At 34.7% G+C, this 17,304-nt stretch carries 18 protein-coding genes; 10 read left to right on the top strand and 8 right to left on the bottom strand.

The window, feature by feature from the left end; all coding sequences use genetic code 11:
- The first annotated feature begins 14 nt into the window (after positions 1–14).
- On the top strand, positions 15–947 hold the full coding sequence (locus LQ50_RS11055) for an acetamidase/formamidase family protein (RefSeq protein WP_034629110.1): 933 nt from the start codon (positions 15–17) through the stop codon (positions 945–947).
- Positions 948–1,097: 150 nt separating this feature from the next.
- Entirely contained in the window at positions 1,098–1,742 is a 645-nt protein-coding gene (locus tag LQ50_RS11050) for a hypothetical protein (protein WP_034629108.1), read from the top strand.
- 208 nt (positions 1,743–1,950) lie between these two features.
- Here the strand turns inward: LQ50_RS11050 and LQ50_RS11045 are convergent, their stop codons facing one another.
- On the bottom strand, positions 1,951–2,274 hold the full coding sequence (locus LQ50_RS11045; protein WP_034629105.1) for a DUF3892 domain-containing protein: 324 nt from the start codon (positions 2,272–2,274) through the stop codon (positions 1,951–1,953).
- 276 nt (positions 2,275–2,550) lie between these two features.
- On the opposite strand from LQ50_RS11045, the gene LQ50_RS11040 reads away from it, so the two are divergent.
- The 3 genes from LQ50_RS11040 to LQ50_RS11035 all read left to right on the top strand — a co-directional run bounded on the left by LQ50_RS11040 (position 2,551) and on the right by LQ50_RS11035 (position 7,005).
- Entirely contained in the window at positions 2,551–4,179 is a 1,629-nt protein-coding gene (locus LQ50_RS11040) for a Na/Pi cotransporter family protein (RefSeq protein WP_034629103.1), read from the top strand.
- A gap of 244 nt (positions 4,180–4,423) precedes the next feature.
- On the top strand, positions 4,424–4,639 hold the full coding sequence (locus LQ50_RS26425) for a hypothetical protein (protein WP_308417923.1): 216 nt from the start codon (positions 4,424–4,426) through the stop codon (positions 4,637–4,639).
- Positions 4,636–7,005 carry a DEAD/DEAH box helicase gene (locus LQ50_RS11035; protein ID WP_308417922.1) on the top strand — a complete coding sequence of 790 codons (2,370 nt, stop codon included), beginning with the start codon at positions 4,636–4,638 and terminating at the stop codon, positions 7,003–7,005. The genes LQ50_RS26425 and LQ50_RS11035 overlap by 4 nt, the downstream gene beginning before the upstream one ends.
- Before the next feature lie 50 nt (positions 7,006–7,055).
- On the opposite strand, the gene LQ50_RS11030 is transcribed toward LQ50_RS11035, so the two are convergent.
- Positions 7,056–7,703 (bottom strand): CBS domain-containing protein, encoded by a 648-nt coding sequence (locus LQ50_RS11030; protein ID WP_152608200.1) that lies wholly within the window; start codon positions 7,701–7,703, stop codon positions 7,056–7,058.
- A gap of 131 nt (positions 7,704–7,834) precedes the next feature.
- Here LQ50_RS11030 and LQ50_RS25430 point away from each other — a divergent pair, with 131 nt between their 5' ends.
- The gene (locus LQ50_RS25430; protein ID WP_161784679.1) at positions 7,835–8,011 is read left to right on the top strand and encodes a hypothetical protein; all 177 of its coding nucleotides are present in this window, start codon (positions 7,835–7,837) and stop codon (positions 8,009–8,011) included.
- Between the two features lie 353 nt (positions 8,012–8,364).
- Here LQ50_RS25430 and yxiS read toward each other — a convergent pair whose 3' ends face one another.
- From yxiS to LQ50_RS11015, 3 genes are read right to left on the bottom strand one after another with little or no spacing between them, the layout of a single operon-like run.
- Positions 8,365–8,667, bottom strand: coding sequence for a protein YxiS (gene yxiS / locus LQ50_RS11025; RefSeq protein ID WP_034629098.1), 303 nt, complete (start codon positions 8,665–8,667; stop codon positions 8,365–8,367).
- The gene (locus LQ50_RS11020) at positions 8,657–9,376 is read right to left on the bottom strand and encodes a hypothetical protein (RefSeq protein WP_034629097.1); all 720 of its coding nucleotides are present in this window, start codon (positions 9,374–9,376) and stop codon (positions 8,657–8,659) included. Before LQ50_RS11020 ends, yxiS begins: the two co-directional genes overlap by 11 nt.
- A gap of 25 nt (positions 9,377–9,401) precedes the next feature.
- Positions 9,402–10,595 (bottom strand): hypothetical protein, encoded by a 1,194-nt coding sequence (locus tag LQ50_RS11015; protein WP_237563692.1) that lies wholly within the window; start codon positions 10,593–10,595, stop codon positions 9,402–9,404.
- Positions 10,596–10,995: 400 nt separating this feature from the next.
- On the opposite strand from LQ50_RS11015, the gene LQ50_RS11010 reads away from it, so the two are divergent.
- Positions 10,996–11,562, top strand: coding sequence for a nitroreductase family protein (locus LQ50_RS11010; protein WP_034629094.1), 567 nt, complete (start codon positions 10,996–10,998; stop codon positions 11,560–11,562).
- Between the two features lie 88 nt (positions 11,563–11,650).
- Here LQ50_RS11010 and LQ50_RS11005 read toward each other — a convergent pair whose 3' ends face one another.
- A complete protein-coding gene (locus LQ50_RS11005) occupies positions 11,651–12,295 on the bottom strand; it encodes a M50 family metallopeptidase (RefSeq protein WP_034629092.1) in 645 nt (214 codons plus the stop codon).
- Between the two features lie 166 nt (positions 12,296–12,461).
- On the opposite strand from LQ50_RS11005, the gene cls reads away from it, so the two are divergent.
- From cls to ablB, 3 genes are read left to right on the top strand one after another with little or no spacing between them, the layout of a single operon-like run.
- Positions 12,462–13,907 (top strand): cardiolipin synthase, encoded by a 1,446-nt coding sequence (cls, locus tag LQ50_RS11000; RefSeq protein WP_034629090.1) that lies wholly within the window; start codon positions 12,462–12,464, stop codon positions 13,905–13,907.
- A 45-nt stretch (positions 13,908–13,952) separates the two neighbouring features.
- Positions 13,953–15,350, top strand: coding sequence for a sigma-54 interaction domain-containing protein (locus LQ50_RS10995; protein WP_034629087.1), 1,398 nt, complete (start codon positions 13,953–13,955; stop codon positions 15,348–15,350).
- 15 nt (positions 15,351–15,365) lie between these two features.
- Positions 15,366–16,217 (top strand): putative beta-lysine N-acetyltransferase, encoded by an 852-nt coding sequence (gene ablB / locus LQ50_RS10990; protein WP_034629085.1) that lies wholly within the window; start codon positions 15,366–15,368, stop codon positions 16,215–16,217.
- Between the two features lie 119 nt (positions 16,218–16,336).
- Here the strand turns inward: ablB and LQ50_RS10985 are convergent, their stop codons facing one another.
- On the bottom strand, positions 16,337–16,654 hold the full coding sequence (locus LQ50_RS10985) for a hypothetical protein (protein ID WP_034629083.1): 318 nt from the start codon (positions 16,652–16,654) through the stop codon (positions 16,337–16,339).
- 131 nt (positions 16,655–16,785) lie between these two features.
- Positions 16,786–17,187, bottom strand: coding sequence for a GNAT family N-acetyltransferase (locus LQ50_RS10980; protein WP_034629081.1), 402 nt, complete (start codon positions 17,185–17,187; stop codon positions 16,786–16,788).
- Positions 17,188–17,304 lie beyond the last annotated feature (117 nt).

The raw sequence follows: 17,304 nt of genomic DNA, 5'->3' as shown, positions 1-17,304 counted from the left end.
TAGGAATTCTAAATATGAACCATATTATTGAGGCCAATAATTTCACTTTACACGGCTCTTTTAGTAAAGATTATCAACCGATCATAACGATTCAATCTGGAGATTCTGTTCAATATTCCACGGTAGATATCGGTTGGGGATTAACCGATAAAAATGGAAAGAGAATAGAATATACTTCGAGAGAACAAGAAGAAATGTGGGGGCATCCAGTTGTTGGACCGATTAAGATTAGTGAAGCTAAGGCTGGGATGACTCTTGAAATAAAAATTAATGAGATTATCCCTAGTTGGTATGGGTGGAACTGTGCAGCAGGTAAATCAAATTGGCAGAATAAGCAACTAGGTATATCCAATCTAGACGAAATTAGATTTGATTGGTTGATTGATAACCAAAAGCGTATTGCAATTGGAAAAAGTAAAAGTAAAGAATTTACAGTCCCTATTCAACCATTTATGGGTGTTATGGCGACAGCGCCAAGTGAGCCTGGTGTTCATTCCACTATTCCGCCCCGTTATTGTGGAGGTAATATTGATTGTAAGGAACTTGTCAAAGGAAGCACATTGTATTTACCTGTAGCTATTGATGGAGCCATGTTCTCTGTTGGAGATGGACATGCAGCACAAGGTGATGGTGAAGTGTCAGGACAGGCAATTGAATGTCCAATGGAACTTGTTGATTTAACATTTATGGTAAGGGAAGATATGAAACTACCTTTACCATATGCTAATACACCTTCGGGATGGATTACTTTTGGATTCGATGAAGATTTAAACAAAGCAACAATCCGGGCATTAGAAGGAATGATCTCTCTCATTCAACAACAATATAACGTGAATAAATCTGAAGCAACCGCGTTAGCTAGTGTCGTTGTTGACCTCCGTATAACTCAAATCGTAAATCAAGTTAAAGGGGTTCATGCCATTTTGCCACATGGTGTATTAAGGTAAAAGCAATGCTGTCGCAACGGTTGTATGAAAACAAGAAAAATAGAAGAAAAACCTGTAATTTGGATTGAAAATCACCGCTTTGGTTCAAAATAGTATTAGCAGGAAGATATTTATCTATATTGACTAATATTATTAAAGAGGTGATCGTTCATGACATTAGATTGGTTTGATAGAGTATCTGCAGAGCTACAAGACGATCTTGAATCAATTTGTGAAAAGTATGATCAAATTGGTCATATGTCTATTGATAAAGGAGCTAAGCACCCTCGTATTGAATTTTTTGTTGAAACGGAGGAAAACGATCGTGAGTATTTTTGCACGCTCTTTTTTGATCCATTTAACAATGAGTTTTATATCGAGTCATTTGATTTAGATCTCGATCTTAGTTCAAGAACGATGCTTGAGGATATTGATGATATTATTGATGCGGTTCATGAAAGCTTCCATGACTTTATGGAAGATGAAGATTATGTATCGGCGTTTGAATATGAGTATGCTGATCAAGATGACGATTACATTGATGATGATTATGAGACGTTAGAAGTTGATTGGGAAACACCAGAAGTGACTGCATATATTGATGAGAATGAAGATGTAGAGATCACTTATAAATTTGGAGTCATTCAAGAAACGGGCGATGGCATTCTTCAACGAACAAACCGTGTGAAAACGCAGGATAATGAGTTAATTAAGGATGAATTTAACTTTATTTTCAGTAAGGATGAAGCTAGTACCATTATTGCCATGATTGCAAGTCATATGGATTCGATACAGAGTTTAGATACTTTACAATAATTGATGAAATGGCCTCTCTATTATTTTGGAGAGGCTATTTTTAGCGTAAGTTGGCTAAAAGAAGGGGGGAAGTATCCAGCTTTACAGTACATAATTATGCAGAAACTATGTTAGTGCATAATTTCGAGAGAGAATTTTGAAATTCTCTCTCTCTGTTTTTATCGAGTTGGAGCTTCTGATGAGGACTCATATGAACTGTATGTTTTGGTTAAAACTCAGGCAAATGATCTAAATTATTTTCTTTGATCCCGTCAGGCTCACTTCGCAAAATATCGCGACCATACTTATGAAATACATCTACATGTGCCAGTTTTCCTTGTTTTGCATCCGTTAAAGCAGAAATGTAGTCAAGTTCACGACCACTGCTTGTTTTAAATGCAATTAAATCACCTTCTTCATTTTTGCGAACAGCAACAATGCTTTCTTGATTTTGACTATTGCTTATTTCGTGCTTCAACTCTTCTTGAGCGATTTCTTGAGCCGCGTTGCGATACTGTTCAAATACTTCTTCAAAATGGTCATTTGCTGACATAGGCATTTCCTCCTCCTTCTTCATGGTACTTAGTTTATGTAGTTTTAATGTTTGAATACAAACGCGTAATTTGAACCAAAATACATGAGAAAAGAAACAAACATTTAATGATACATAGAACAAAGTATTAAGTTTGCCGTAATGGCAGCAGCCTTTACAATTTCTTTACAATATCTTTACATTGTAGTCATTTACATCTTCTTAACAATTCCTTAATATGTGGAAGGGGGGCAATCATTGTAGAACTTTGTCGATACGATAAATAGAGAAGGGTTGATGAAATTGGATTTACAAACCATTTTATTTATGTTCTTGGGAGGCTTAGGGATCTTCTTATTTGGTATTAAATACATGGGAGATGGTCTTCAAAAAGTTGCAGGAGATCGTTTAAGAGATCTATTAGATAAATTTACAACTAATCCAATAATGGGTATTATTGCAGGGCTCGTAGTAACGATTCTTCTTCAAACGAGTACTGGTACGACCGTACTTACAATCGGACTTGTAAATGCAGGTTTTATGACGCTTAAACAAGCTATTGGTGTTATTATGGGAGCAAACATAGGAACAACAGTAACAGCTTTTATTATCGGAATTAAGATTTCAACTTATGCCTTGCCAATTATAGCTATAGGTACGTTTTTAATTTTCTTCTTTAAGAATCAAAAAGTAAACAATTACGGTCAAGTCATTTTTGGTTTTGGTGCATTATTTTTAGGTCTTAATTTTATGGGGGATGCAATGAAGCCCTTACGTGAGGTTCAAGCGTTTGCTGATTTGACAGTTAGCATGAGTGATAACCCACTTTTAGGCGTTTTAATTGGTACGGTTTTCACCGTGATTGTTCAAAGTTCCTCTGCTTCTATTGGTTTATTACAAACTTTGTTCTCTCAAGGGTTAATGGATTTAAATGCGGCATTACCAGTCTTGTTCGGAGACAATATTGGTACAACCATTACTGCTGTGCTAGCTTCAATAGGTGCTTCTATTGCAGCTAAACGAGCCGCGTTAACTCATGTTATATTTAACTTGATTGGGACAATTATTGTATTATTATTGTTTAGACCATTTGTGTTTTTAATCTCAAACTTACAAGATAGCTTAGCTCTTAATCCTGAAATGACCATTGCATTTGCACATGGAATATTTAATGTTTCAAATACAATGATTCAACTTCCGTTTATTGCCATGCTAGCAATCATTGTTACAAAAATTATTCCAGGAAAAGATTCAGCTATCGAGTATAAGGCTGTTCATCTAGACGAACGTTTTATTAGAGAAGCACCATCCATTGCTTTAGGTCAAGCTCAAAAGGAAGTTCTTCGAATGGCTGAGTTATCAGAGAAAGGCCTAGAAGAAGTTGGTAAATATATGAAGACCCACGAAAAGAAGCATGGTGAGATAGTACCTCAATTTGAGGATGCTATTAATAACTTAGATCGAAAAATTACTGATTATTTAGTTCAGTTATCTTCACATTCGTTTACTGTTGAGGATTCTAAACTTCATTCAACATTAATGGATACAGTAAGAGATATTGAACGCATTGGGGACCATATGGAAAATATCATGGAATTGGTCGATAATCAAATCACGAACAAAGTAAAATTTTCTGAATCAGCTATAGCAGATTTAGATGAAATGTTCGATCTAACTTTGTCTACGTTAAGACAGTCAATAAAAGCGTTGGAAACACAGGATTTAGATGAGGCAAAGGCTGTATTAGAGAAGGAAGACAAAATTGATAAAATGGAACGTGATTTACGTAAGAAACATATTACTCGATTAAATGAATATCGTTGCACGGGATCAGCAGGTATTATCTATGTTGATATTGTAAGTAATTTAGAGCGAGTAGGAGACCACGCTGTAAATATTGCTGAAGTAGTTATTGGAGAAGAATAAAGAGAAGGAACAACAAAAGTTTTTAAGTTGCTAGCCTCATATTTCGGGGTGTCTCAAAAGGTGAAAACCTTTTGGGACACTCTTTTTTCCTTTTATAATTACGGTTAAGATGTGAATCCAAAATATGTAAAGGTTTTGATTTGATTACATTGGTCAATCCAGCATAAAATAAAAGTAATAAGTAAATGTTTCTTATCAGGCTGATTTGGTCCTGGCGATGTCACACCTGTCGAAGGAGTTCGAGATGAACAAATTAACTATCGTTTATCCGCAAGCGGTTGAACATACAAAAAGAAAAATAATGGAAGATATTGAGCGCTATTTAGAAGAAAAAGAACCCATGCCGACTTTTGAACAGTATATAGAGGATCGCCATCATTATGTAGAGCAAATTTGGGTTAATGTATGGCTAAATAAAATAACAAATGATGTATCAAAAAAAGAAAAAAAGCTTTTTTGACAGAAAGGAATTATGAAGTAGACGGAGTAGATAAAAAAATAATCAATCGATTATTTCGAAACGAAATGAGGGACTATCAGCCATTTAATGTTATTGGCTGGTTGAACGAAAGATTTTCTTATAACGGATTAGAATGGAAGGACCTCTATCATAATGCCCAGATAAATTATGCAAAGAGAAAAGAAGAAGAACGTCTAGCTGACAAACGTAAGAAGATTGAATCAAATTTAGAATCTGTATTACAAGAAATACTGGAACAAGATCAAGAACTTTTGTACTTATATATACGTCACCGTGTAAGTCAACAATTAGCGATTGATTTTAAAACGAAGCCTAAGTATCAAAAAATTGAGACGTTTAAAATAGAAGAAGAACTTAAAGAAATTGGATCGTTTTCTGCAAAAGACTATTTTACTGTATCAAAGTTCTTTGATGAATTAACTGGCGCTGTACAAAAAGCTTATTACTGGGAATATGAGAGATATCTTTTCGCATATCAGCGATTTATCAATGAAAAATTAAGGTTATATGTAAGTCGTTTAGTATTAGAACGTCTTTCACCTGATATCTGTGAGCAATATCAAAATGTATATAATCATCCATTAACTGAAACTAGAATTAGTGTCCTTGTTAAATCATATCTTCCTTATTGGGAGAAACGTTTCTTTTCAAATATACAATCAGAGTTACTGGATGATCTTCTTCGTCTTTCAGATGTTCCATTTGATAGAAACGAACATAAAAGGATTTACCATAGTGACTTGATTGAGCGAGAACGTAAGAAAGCGGAAGAGGAGGCCGAGGCAAAAAGAAAGCAAGAAGAGGAAGCCAGAATCCTTGATGATATTTTCGGACGCGAGTATAGGCCATCAGCAGGGAGAAATATTCGTTATGTCATGCATATCGGTGAGACCAATACGGGAAAAACGCATCATGCATTGGAACGAATGAAAGCTGCTACAAGTGGATTATACCTTGCTCCGCTTCGATTACTTGCTTTAGAAGTTTATGACAAATTAAATGCAGAAGGAATACCTTGTACATTAAAAACAGGGGAAGAAGAAAAAACGGTTGAGGGCGCAGTTCATATTTCTAGTACGGTTGAAATGTTTCATGAAAAAGAATTTTATGATGTGATCGTCATTGATGAAGCACAAATGATTGCAGATAAAGACCGTGGATTTTCATGGTATAAAGCTGTAACAAAAGCAAATGCAAACGAAGTTCATATTATTGGAAGTCGAAATGCTGAGTTAATGGTGCTTGAGTTATTAGGTGATTCTGAGGAAGTAGAAATCCATGATTATACGAGAGATATTCCATTAAAAGTCGAAAGAAAAGAATTTAAAATGAGTCATACAAAAAAAGGGGACGCATTGGTTTGTTTCTCAAGAAGAAGAGTTCTCGAAACGGCTTCACAGTTACAAAAAAACGGGCATTCCGTCAGTATGATCTATGGAAGTATGCCACCTGAAACACGAAAAAAACAGATGCAGCGTTTCATTGATGGAGAGACAACGGTTATCGTTTCAACAGATGCCATCGGAATGGGATTAAACTTACCAATACGTAGAATTGCATTTTTAGAAAATGAAAAGTTTGATGGGACAAGAAGAAGAAGACTTACCTCACAGGAAATCAAACAAATTGCGGGACGAGCTGGTAGAAAAGGGATCTATGATGTCGGGAAGGTTGCTTTTGCAAGTGAGATAAAGTTGATGAAGCATTTATTACAACAAGAAGATGAATCAATTCAATCGTTTGCGATTGCACCTACCAATGCTGTATTTGAACGGTTTCAAAGGTATTATCGAGATCTAGGGACATTTTTCGAGATGTGGGAGAAGTTCAAGAGTCCAAAAGGAACAAAAAAAGCAAGTTTATCCGAAGAACGAGATCTATACGAAACCATCAGGGGGACTGAAATTGAAGCTCGCCTATCAATGATGGACTTGTACGGTTTTTTACATTTGCCTTTTTCATCAAAAGAACCAGGATTAATTGAACAATGGCAAGAAAAAATGCTGGCTATTGTAAGGGGTATTAATTTACCTGAGCCCCAGATTGTAAAAGGGTCCCTTGAAGAGCTTGAACTTTCATATAAATCAATTGGTCTTCACCTTTTATTTTTATATCGATTAGAGAGGAGAACAGAAGCCATTTATTGGGAACGTGTACGTGAAGAAATTAGTGATGGCGTTCATGAAGTTCTCAAAAATGATGTGAGGAATTTATCCAAAACATGTAAATACTGCGGAAAACGTATGCCATGGGAGCATGAATTTACGATGTGTGATGACTGTCATAAATCACGATATCGTCAGAGGGAGAGAACTGGCTACCGTAATCGTAAATATTATCGATGAAAAAAAAGCAATATACTTCGTGTTAAAGCGAAGTATATTGCTTAATATGATCACTCTACATCAAGAACGCGGAAACCATATTTATTTAAGTCTTCCAATATCTTTGTTAATTTAGGGGTTTCTTCGATTTTGATAAGCAATCTACGTAGATAATTTGAATCGGCTTCAAAACCAATGTCAGAAATAATATTTACGTTATATTTCGTGATGATTTTGGATACAGCTAGTAACGTTCCAACTTGATTATGCACTCCTAAAAGAATTCGAGTACCTTTTACGTTAGTACCAAAACAGGCCTCTAAAGTTTTTTCAACTAACGATCGCTTGATAATTCCGATAAATTTATTTTCATCAAAAATAGGTACAAATGGATATCTAACAATAATTGGTAAGCAATCTTCAAAATGATTTTTTCGTACGTCAACGTATTCGGAGGGAGCTAATTTTTCTATACAATTAACAATAGGTGATTTATGCAGTTCTTCTAAGGATGTAGACAAAGGTTGCAATTCGTAATATTCAAGGATTGAACGTTTGCTTAAAATGCCTAAAAAAGCCGATCCATCTTTTGACAATACGGGAAGGCTATAATGCGATTGCGCTAAGATGTCCAATGATTCACCAATAGTCATTTCCGGATTAAGTAAAACAAGTTCTTTTTTGGTGTTAAACAATTTCGGATAAACAATTGAACGCACCTCACTACGCAATTATTTGTCAAGTGATAACATACAAATAAGAACGGATAAGACAAAATTTCTTACGGTTAAACTTATTAATTATTGTATTAGTTATATCAACTAAGATTATTTAGATAGGAGAGATGAAAATGAGTAAGGAGAAAGTTCTAATTTTAATTGGTTTTTTTCTTGTCAATGGATTACTTATTGGTAGTTTGTTTACGGGCAGGGATTATTTAATGGAGATTGTACTTTTTACAGTTGTAGCGAATGTGATATATATCGGATTATTAGCTTATGTGAACAGACCTAGCAGTTCGAATTGACTTAATAATTCTAGATAAAACGAACTTGGAAAATTGTCCATCGATCATTTTATGATTGGGATCAGAGTAAAAAGGATAAGGCAATTACAAAAATAGATAGATGGTAGAATAGATCTAATGTATTTCTTCCGAATGATTTGTTTAGCATGTTGAACGCGACGTAACCTGACCTAATTACAATAATAATTAAAGCTATTTTTATTATTATGGCTGGAATCATGTCACACCTCCATAAACTTCTGTTATTAATTATATGAACAAGTTTGGAAATAAAGACTAATAATTGAAAAGAGGTTATCTTATAAAAAGGTCTACATTTACCTTTTATAGGATAACCCGTAACACAACTTTGATTAGTTATTTTTTCGTTTTTCAATTAGTTTAGTTACAACAAAAGCAAGGTCTTCATTTCCAAAAAGTGATAGTACACCAAGTAATGTCTCATCGGCAATCTCTTCTGATTCATGTTTTGGAACCGTTAGTTCGATTGCTTGTTGCAATGCGGGATTCGTCGTTTGCTTCGGATAAGCCTCCCTATAAATAGTAGCCGGGTTTAAATCCTGATTGACACACCACTGTGCAAATACAAGGATCATCATGTGCTCATCACGCTGGAAATTTCCAATGATTCGTTCTTCGACATCTTTAGGTTTCATCGGTCGTTGCTCCTTTACTTTTGTCATTCATTAGTGAATTTATTTGTTTATAGAAGTTCTTATTATAGGAAGTAATGATATGAGTTCTTGCCTTTGAAAGAGGTATGATATTCTTACAACCGCGAGCTTGGCAAGGTACTTCATCTTGGTTCACTTGAATTAAATATTTTTTTCGTTTTTTGCATGCTGGGCATGTGGCACTGATTAAATGTATGGCTGCCCCTCGTGAAAAGGCCCCGTCCGTTTTATCTTTTGTTTCCTTAGATAACTCCTGATACAACACGGCATTAGTAGCAGCTCGACCTGTACGTTTAATTAGAGTTTCAAGGGTTAATAATGGCTTTGGATTTCTAACAGGTTTTTTCTTAACGGTAATGTTGTCATATTCATCCATTTCTAGTAGTCCATAACCTTTAGGGATTTCTTCGATTGAGAGTAAACCAACCGGTGTCATGAGATAAGCATAATCAACGATTTGATGATAACCATAGTCAGAATGCAAGACGTCATCGCGAAGAAAATCAGCACGAGTAGCTTTTACTTCTATAATGCGTGCTTCTTTTCTTTTCAAATTAATCCCTAAAGCATCTGCTTTAAATCGTTTCCGATGGACAAAAAGCTTAACTTCATTCGCACACAAATCCGTCATTTTCGCTTTTAACCAATATAATGATTGTGTCTTAAGGTGTTTGTGAATCTTACTCTCCATAATTCATTCCTTCCAATTTCGCGAGTTATAACCATCCAAATACATAAAAACAATACAGTACGGCTGTTAACGTAAGCCCGATCAAACAAACAAACAGCAGGTTTTGTTTGACAATAACACTTGTCGGTTTATCGATTAGTTTTGCAGTCATAAGTACTTGACCAGAAAACGGTGATAATTGAGTAGAAACGGTCCAGGCCACTAAAAGGACTAACGCTAAATATTCTGGACTTACTCCAAATAGATCAGGAGACAGTGCACTACCAATTCCAATGACAATAATAACAGGATGAATGCCAATTTGCGCAAGTAATGTAGCTAATATGACCAAAAATAAACTAATAAGAAAGACAGATCCAAACGAGGCAAAAAACAGCATCGTAGATAAAAAGCTACCCATATCGGTAAATGACATAGCCATTCCAAGAAAACCTGCACTAATAAAAACAGCTAATTCATTTTTTAACTTTATAAAAGCCGACTGAACTTGGTCAGAAACGTCTTGAACAAACGGTTTGAAGATGTTTGTCAAAATTGCAAAACAAATAGGTAAAACAACTGCAAGCATTGAAACGACAGTTAGCATTTGCACTGGTAGTAACAAATCTAATAAAAAAGATAAGATAATTAATACACTACAGAAAACAACAAATCCTTTTATTGATGTGCCTTTTGAGTTTTCTAGATATGTAGGTTCATCTTGTATTAGGATGGGATCATCTTGAAAAGATATTTTCTTAAACATAACGATGCAAATAACAATATATATACATGCAAGGATTAATCCATAGCCACCAATATCAAACCAAGATACGTCAAATAAGACTAGCACAAGACCTACATTAACAAAATATGGAGACCATAACATCGACGTAGCAAATCCACGCATGATCGTTAATGTTAGTGCTTGATCTTTGTAGCTTGAAAAGCTTTCATTTGCAATCCTCTTTACGATAGCCATTGATCCAAAGTTTAATAGGATACTCATAGTTGCAGTTAAAATAAAACTAAGTCGATACGGATGTTGTCCGGCTTTTTTTTGACGTGCTTGAACTTTTTCTTTTAAAGCGGACAAATAACCAGCTGTGGACATGAACGTTCCAATTAATGGAATAAGTAAAAACAAAGTAAGTAAATTAACATTTTCACCGAACCCAAGAAGGGCAGTAGTGAAACCTCGATCTTCTATAAGTAAACAAATGGTTCCAACTGTAAGCAAAATGAAGACAATGATTCGATTTATTGTTGTTAAGAAAAAAAGTGCGCAAATAAGTAAGATAGCTGAAAAGGAGCTATATAGATACGTCAAGATCAGGTTTGGATAAAATGAATCGATTAGGTAAAGGATTGAAGTTACATAACACAGAACTCCTAATATCCGTGTAAATAAATGAAAAGGCGTAGCTACTCATCTCCTTTTTCTAGATGAAATTCAAGTGCTATTCATTTATTTTAAAGTGACTGAGCGTTTGCGTAAAGGAAAAAGAATAAAAGGCTAATTGATAAGCCGTATTTCATTGAGATGATGTTATAACTTTTAAACGTAATAAAATAGATTCACCTCCGATAAAAATGAACTAAACCGGATTTTAACTTTAACCATAGAGAGGGTGCTTGTTATGGACATCATGAAGGCGATTTTCACGAGAAGGACGATTGGACTTGTAAAGGAGGATCCTGTACCTAAAGAAATAATTGAAAAAATTCTCCATGCAGGAACATTCGCCCCAAATCATTATCGTACTACGCCTTGGAGGTTTTTTGTGTTAACTGGAAATGCTCGCAACAGATTAGGAGAAGTTTTTGAGGAAGTTACGAAAGCAAGTCTTGAGAATCCGACAACAGAAGAAAGTCAAAAGAAAATAACAAGAAGTAAAATGAACCCCCTTCGTGCGCCGGTGATTATAGCGGTAGGAGTTGAACCAAGTAAGAAAAAAAATGTGATTGTCAAAGAGGAATATGCGGCTGTTAGCAGTGCTGTTCAAAATATGCTACTAGCAGCTCATGGGTTAGGATTGGGAGCAATCTGGCGTACTGGTGAGATTTGTTACGCTAAAAGAGTAAAGGAATTCTTTGGAATGTCTGAAATGGGTGAGATGGTTGCTTTCATATACCTCGGTTATGCTAATATGAGTGCACCAAATGTTAAAAAGACACCGTATCAAGATGTCACGACATGGCTGTAATAAGGGAGCTGTCTCAAAGGGTCTGTATAAGACCTTTTGGAGACACCAATTATAAATCAATGAGTATTATGCAGAGTATTGCTAACTCCTATATAATAAAGCGAAAAATGATATATGTACTACCTATTGATTGAAAGAAGAAAAGCAAGCCCCATATGAAGGCAGGTATATAGGTTAGTTGTTGAAGCCGATCTGCATCTCCTGCACTATGTTTATTAGATAGGCTAAAACAAAAAATAGTAAATGAAGCGAAAGTAGAATGAACTAGAATAATACACGAAAGAAAATATACGACTATTTCCATCACAGGCCGTAACTGAAAATAAACTAACAATAAACAACCTCCGATAAACAAGAACAGCCAGATCATTCCATAGATGTTTCGAACCCAAAGGATTAAACTGATGAATGCCAATCCTAAAAGCATATAAAATAAAAGGATAGATTGCCCCACCGAGATAAGGTAGAAGTTAAATATAGCGATTATGGATGTGAATGTATAACCAGCGTAAGTAACAAGAACTGAACTTATCCAAGATCCTGAAGCGGTAAAGGCTACACCTTCAGTTGTTCGATATAAGGAAATGGAATAAACTTTTCCACTTAATATCAACGATGCAATTGCATGTCCACATTCATGAATCAAAGTATGAATTGGGCCAAAAGCAGACCTCAGAAAGGGGACAAATAAACTAAAACCCGCAGCGAGGATATATAAATATAAATGTTCCAAAATATCCCTCCTATCCTCGTAGTTAAACATACTTAATATGATAAGACCAGATTTTGGCCAATGTAAGTGATCATATTACCATACCAAATCTAGAAAAAATAGACAAAATGGTGAAACGTGTTATCCTATTGATATCGTATTAAATCAAAATCTGGTGGAGGCCGTTATGAATTACATCTCAGTAATTATTCCGTTTATTTTCATTTTAAATATTGCATTGGCGATAATGATTATTTTCTTAGAACGTCGCAATGTCAACTCGATTTGGATGTGGGTGCTAGTCTTGACTTTGCTCCCGTTAGCTGGTTTCTTTTTATACATCATTTTCGGTCGTAATTTAAGTAAATCAAAATTATTCAGGTGGGATGAAAAAAGTTATCATCTATTAAAAAAGATGGTCACATCACAGTTAACATTAATTCGAGAAAATAGAATAGAATTTACAGATAAAACAATAAAGAAATATAAAGATTTCATTATCATGAATTTGACCCATAATGCATCACTCTTAACTCAAAATAATAAATTGGACGTTTTTATAGATGGTGAGGAGAAGTTCAATTCGTTATTAACGGATATTGAGCAAGCAAAGGAGCATATACATATTTTATATTATATTATTCGTGATGACGAACTTGGAAAAAGATTAGCAAATGTCTTAGCAAAAAAGGCGAGTGAGGGGATTAAAGTAAGGTTGTTGTATGATGACTTAGGTTCACGCAGTTTAAGTAAAGCTTTTGTACAAAAGATCAAGTCAGCTGGTGGAGAGGTGGAATCATTTTTTCCACCAAAAATTCCTTTTATTAATTTAACGATCAATTTCAGAAATCACCGGAAACTAGTTATTATCGATGGTGAGGTAGGCTATATCGGTGGGTTTAATGTTGGAGATGAGTATCTTGGTTTAAATGAGAAGTTCGGATATTGGCGTGATACTCATTTACGTGTTGTCGGTGAAGCTGTAAATAACATTCAAACGCGTTTTATTCAAGATTGGAATCAAGCAGCCAAAAAAGAATTATTAATAAAAGATTACCGCTTGTCTTTTGAAAAGAAATACGGTCAATGTGGAATACAAATTGTATCTAGTGGACCTGATTCACAATTGGAACAAATAAAAAAAGCATATATAAAAATGATTCTGACTGCAAAAGAATATGTCTACATTCAATCACCTTATTTCATACCAGATGAAAGTCTTCTAGATGCCTTAAAAATTGCTTGCTTTTCTGGATTAGATGTTCGTATTATGATCCCAAATAAACCAGACCACCCATTTGTATACTGGGCAACGTATTCAAATATAGGGGAGCTTTTAAAAATTGGTGCGAAAGTTTATATATATGAAAATGGTTTTCTGCATTGTAAAACCATTCTTTCTGACGGAGAAATAGGTTCGGTTGGGACAGCAAATATTGATGTGCGAAGCTTTCGTTTAAATTTTGAGGTAAATGCATTTTTGTATTCATCCGAAGAGGTTGTTCGATTAACAAATATATTCCTTAAGGATATGGAGTATTCAAGAGAGTTGACACTAGAACAGTATGAACAGCGTTCGCTAAAGATTCGTTTCAAGGAGTCGGTTTCAAGATTGCTTTCCCCCATTCTTTAATCCACATAGATTTCTTAGGTCGTTTGATTTGTGGAGGTGTAATTAATGTTTTTAAAGCCTTTTGAAACAAAACAAATGCTTGAGGCAATATTAGGAAGTATCGATGAGGCTATTCATGTTGTTAATTCGGAAGGGATTACGATTTATTACAATCAAGTCGCTGCAACAAATGATGGTTCTTCTATTAAGGACGTACTTGGTAAACATATTTTAGATGTGTTTCCATCTCTTAATAAACAATCAAGTACATTGTTAAAAGTGATCGAAAGTGGCAAACCGATCTATCAACAAACACAAACATATACAAATATAAAAGGACATTTTATTGATACAGTGAATACCACTTTACCGATTATCGTCGGGGATAAGATAATCGGAGCGGTAGAAATTGCGAAAGACTTAACAACAGTCAAAAAGCTTTCGCAAACATTATTGGATCTTCAACGAAAAGTAAATAATCAGACAACAAAACCAACTCGAGGCAAAGGAAGCACATATAAATTTGATGACATTATTACAAAAGATCCAGAAATGATGAGAGTGAAGGAACTTGCCAAAAAAGCAGCTAAAACGACTTCCCCTGTTTTAGTATATGGGGAAACAGGAACTGGAAAAGAATTACTCATTCAATCGATACATCATGCATCAGTTAGGAGAGGTCCTTTTATTGCTCAAAATTGTGCTTCTTTACCGACTTCATTACTTGAAAGTACGTTATTTGGAACAAAAAAAGGGAGTTTTACTGGCTCGGTTGACCGAATTGGTCTATTTGAACTTGCTCATAAAGGAACTCTATTTTTAGATGAAATTAATACGATGTCTCTCGATTTTCAGACTAAATTGTTACGTGTTATTGAGGATGGCATGATTAGAAGAGTTGGTGGAATCGATTCTTATTTAGTTGATGTTAGAATGATTGTTGCAATGAATGAACACCCATTATTTTGTGTTGAAAAAAAGCTATTACGTTCAGACCTTTATTACCGCTTAAATGTCTTTTATCTTGAAATTCCTCCTCTTAGAGAACGAAAGGACGACATTCAACTGTTAACTTGGCATTTTGTAAAAAAATACAATTATGCCTTTAACAAATTGATTGTGTCAATTGACGAACAGGTCTTTCATATGCTTGAAAATTATGATTGGCCTGGGAATGTTCGCGAATTAGAGCACGCAATAGAATACGCAATGAACTTGGCAGACGAAGACACCATTTCCATAGAACATTTACCAATGTACCTTCAAGAACAGCGAAAAAAAATAAAGACACAGACCATGCATCTATCTCTTCGTGAAACAGTCAAGCAAACAGAGATTATCATGATTAAGCAGGCTTTAAAAGAATCAAATCAAAACATTCTGAAAGCGGCTAATTTGTTGGAGATCCCTAGACAAACGTTGCAATATAAAATGAATAAATACGAAATCTCTTTGAAACGTTGAAGGAGGAGGATTGATATGAAATTAGCTGAAAAGCAAACGTTAAAAACATCTCGATTCACGATGGAATTATTTTTAGATCGTTTTAATAAGAGAGTCAGAGTGGACGATTACAGGGGGAACATAGACGCTATCATAGCTGAAGTAAACCAAATGTTTAAGGAAAGCGAATTCACAAAAGTAATTTTTCATGCGAAACCGGAGCATTGGAAACAACTATTAGCATATGGATTTGAATTGGAGGCAATTTTCAAAGGGTATAATAATGGTACAGACCAATATACAATGGCTTTTTATCATACAAATGATAGGAGAACTAGTGAAGACTGGATCAAAGAAAATAACATTTTAACAGACATCTATAGGAAGGACAGGGAAATCAAAACGAAGGAAATTCCTAATCATTATTCGTTTAGAAGGGCAATGGAACATGATGCAGAGAAACTTGCCCTTCTTTATCGAACGGTTTTTAAAGTATATCCTACACCGATGCATGAACCTGAATATGTCAAAAAAGTCATGAAAGCAGGAGCTATTTTTTATCTTGTCGAGTGCAAAGGAAAAATCGTTAGTGCTGCATCAGCCGATGTCAATTATACGTATAACAACGCTGAACTTACTGATTGTGCCACTTTAGCCGAGCACCGAAAGTTTGGATTAATGAAGCAATTATTGATAGAGCTTGAAGGAGAATTAAGAAAGGAACAAATATTTTGTGCATTTTCTATTGCTAGGTCCTTATCGTTTGGAATGAACTTAGCTTTTCACCAGCTTAATTATGAGTATACAGGCAGATTACGAAAGAATTGTTACATTTATGATAAGATAGAAGATATGAACGTATGGGTGAAAGACTTATCTAAATGGTAAAGAGTAGTACGAGTTGATTGACTTAAAAACAAAAAGGCCAAAATAAGTAGGATATCAACCAGCCTTATTGAATGTAAGAATTCAATAAGGCTGTGGTGCTAAGCTATATTTAACTTATCTTATCCCTTTTCTTTGATCTTTTCGCGTATGTTTTCAAGTTCTTCTAATGATAATTCCCCTAATGATTTCTTTATTTCATCTTCAATTTTTTTTCTGTTTTTCTCTCGATATTGATCCCACCATTCGCGTAATCCTTCTGTGTTGTTTAAAAGATATTCAATATCAATCTCCTCTATTTCATCATCAGATAAATAATTTAAAACAGCAGCTAGCCACTGATTAAGTTTTTGAATTTCTTCTTCATATTTATTTTTGATAACGGATAATTCATCAGTTTCCTGTTCGGTTTCTTTACTATGTGCAGTCTTACGTGGCATAGTTTCTCTCCTTGTTAAACTTGTAATTAATCTTAGTATTGCCAAAAAGTTCTTATATCGTACTTCCTGGAGAGAAATAGAAGTAGCAATGATATCAGAGGGTATCCTAGAGAGTTATTGACTGCAATCAATTAACGTTTTCTAGCTACTTTAAAGCCATTATCAATCTTTTCAAAGCCAATATGAGGATAGTATTCCATCGCATTAGGTGCTGAAAGAAGAATTAATGCGACCTCTTCACTAAGTTGCTCTTGTAATAATCTTACTAATTCTTTACCGATTCCGAAGCTTTGATATTTCTTTATAACAGCTAAATCCGATAAATAACAACAGTAGCTATAATCAGTAATGGCCCTAGCAATCCCAACCAATTCCGTCTCTATCCAAGCAGAAATAAGAATATCGGAGTTTTCAATCATTCGCTTAAGTCTTGGTAAATCGTCAGCTGGTCTTCTTATACCAGACTCTGTAAATACATGAGAAAGTTCACTTGGCTGAATAGATGTGTTTAGTTTATAAGTAATTTGGTTCATACTATTTCCCCTTTTGCATTTTTTGGCTTTAAATTTCAACATGTCTGTTATGATAATTCGACAAATTCAGAACAATACCTTTGTAAGTTTTTAAGAAGGCAATCTGATGGTTTATGG

It is taken from the genome of Halalkalibacter okhensis (assembly GCF_000787375.1).
In the GTDB taxonomy this organism is placed as follows: domain Bacteria; phylum Bacillota; class Bacilli; order Bacillales; family Bacillaceae_D; genus Halalkalibacter; species Halalkalibacter okhensis.
This window is presented reverse-complemented; position numbering and strand designations above follow the sequence as displayed.

What these genes read in the sequence shown, in the direction of transcription:
- ablB (WP_034629085.1), top strand. Translation starts at nt 15,366, where the DNA reads ATGAAATTAGCTGAAAAGCAAACGTTAAAAACATCTCGATTCACGATG.
- LQ50_RS11040 (WP_034629103.1), top strand. Translation starts at nt 2,551, where the DNA reads ATGAAATTGGATTTACAAACCATTTTATTTATGTTCTTGGGAGGCTTA.
- yxiS (WP_034629098.1), bottom strand. Translation starts at nt 8,667, where the DNA reads ATGAAACCTAAAGATGTCGAAGAACGAATCATTGGAAATTTCCAGCGT.
- LQ50_RS26425 (WP_308417923.1), top strand. Translation starts at nt 4,424, where the DNA reads ATGAACAAATTAACTATCGTTTATCCGCAAGCGGTTGAACATACAAAA.
- LQ50_RS25430 (WP_161784679.1), top strand. Translation starts at nt 7,835, where the DNA reads ATGAGTAAGGAGAAAGTTCTAATTTTAATTGGTTTTTTTCTTGTCAAT.
- LQ50_RS10980 (WP_034629081.1), bottom strand. Translation starts at nt 17,187, where the DNA reads ATGAACCAAATTACTTATAAACTAAACACATCTATTCAGCCAAGTGAA.
- LQ50_RS11050 (WP_034629108.1), top strand. Translation starts at nt 1,098, where the DNA reads ATGACATTAGATTGGTTTGATAGAGTATCTGCAGAGCTACAAGACGAT.
- cls (WP_034629090.1), top strand. Translation starts at nt 12,462, where the DNA reads ATGAATTACATCTCAGTAATTATTCCGTTTATTTTCATTTTAAATATT.
- LQ50_RS11045 (WP_034629105.1), bottom strand. Translation starts at nt 2,274, where the DNA reads ATGTCAGCAAATGACCATTTTGAAGAAGTATTTGAACAGTATCGCAAC.
- LQ50_RS10995 (WP_034629087.1), top strand. Translation starts at nt 13,953, where the DNA reads ATGTTTTTAAAGCCTTTTGAAACAAAACAAATGCTTGAGGCAATATTA.
- LQ50_RS10985 (WP_034629083.1), bottom strand. Translation starts at nt 16,654, where the DNA reads ATGCCACGTAAGACTGCACATAGTAAAGAAACCGAACAGGAAACTGAT.
- LQ50_RS11010 (WP_034629094.1), top strand. Translation starts at nt 10,996, where the DNA reads ATGGACATCATGAAGGCGATTTTCACGAGAAGGACGATTGGACTTGTA.
- LQ50_RS11055 (WP_034629110.1), top strand. Translation starts at nt 15, where the DNA reads ATGAACCATATTATTGAGGCCAATAATTTCACTTTACACGGCTCTTTT.
- LQ50_RS11020 (WP_034629097.1), bottom strand. Translation starts at nt 9,376, where the DNA reads ATGGAGAGTAAGATTCACAAACACCTTAAGACACAATCATTATATTGG.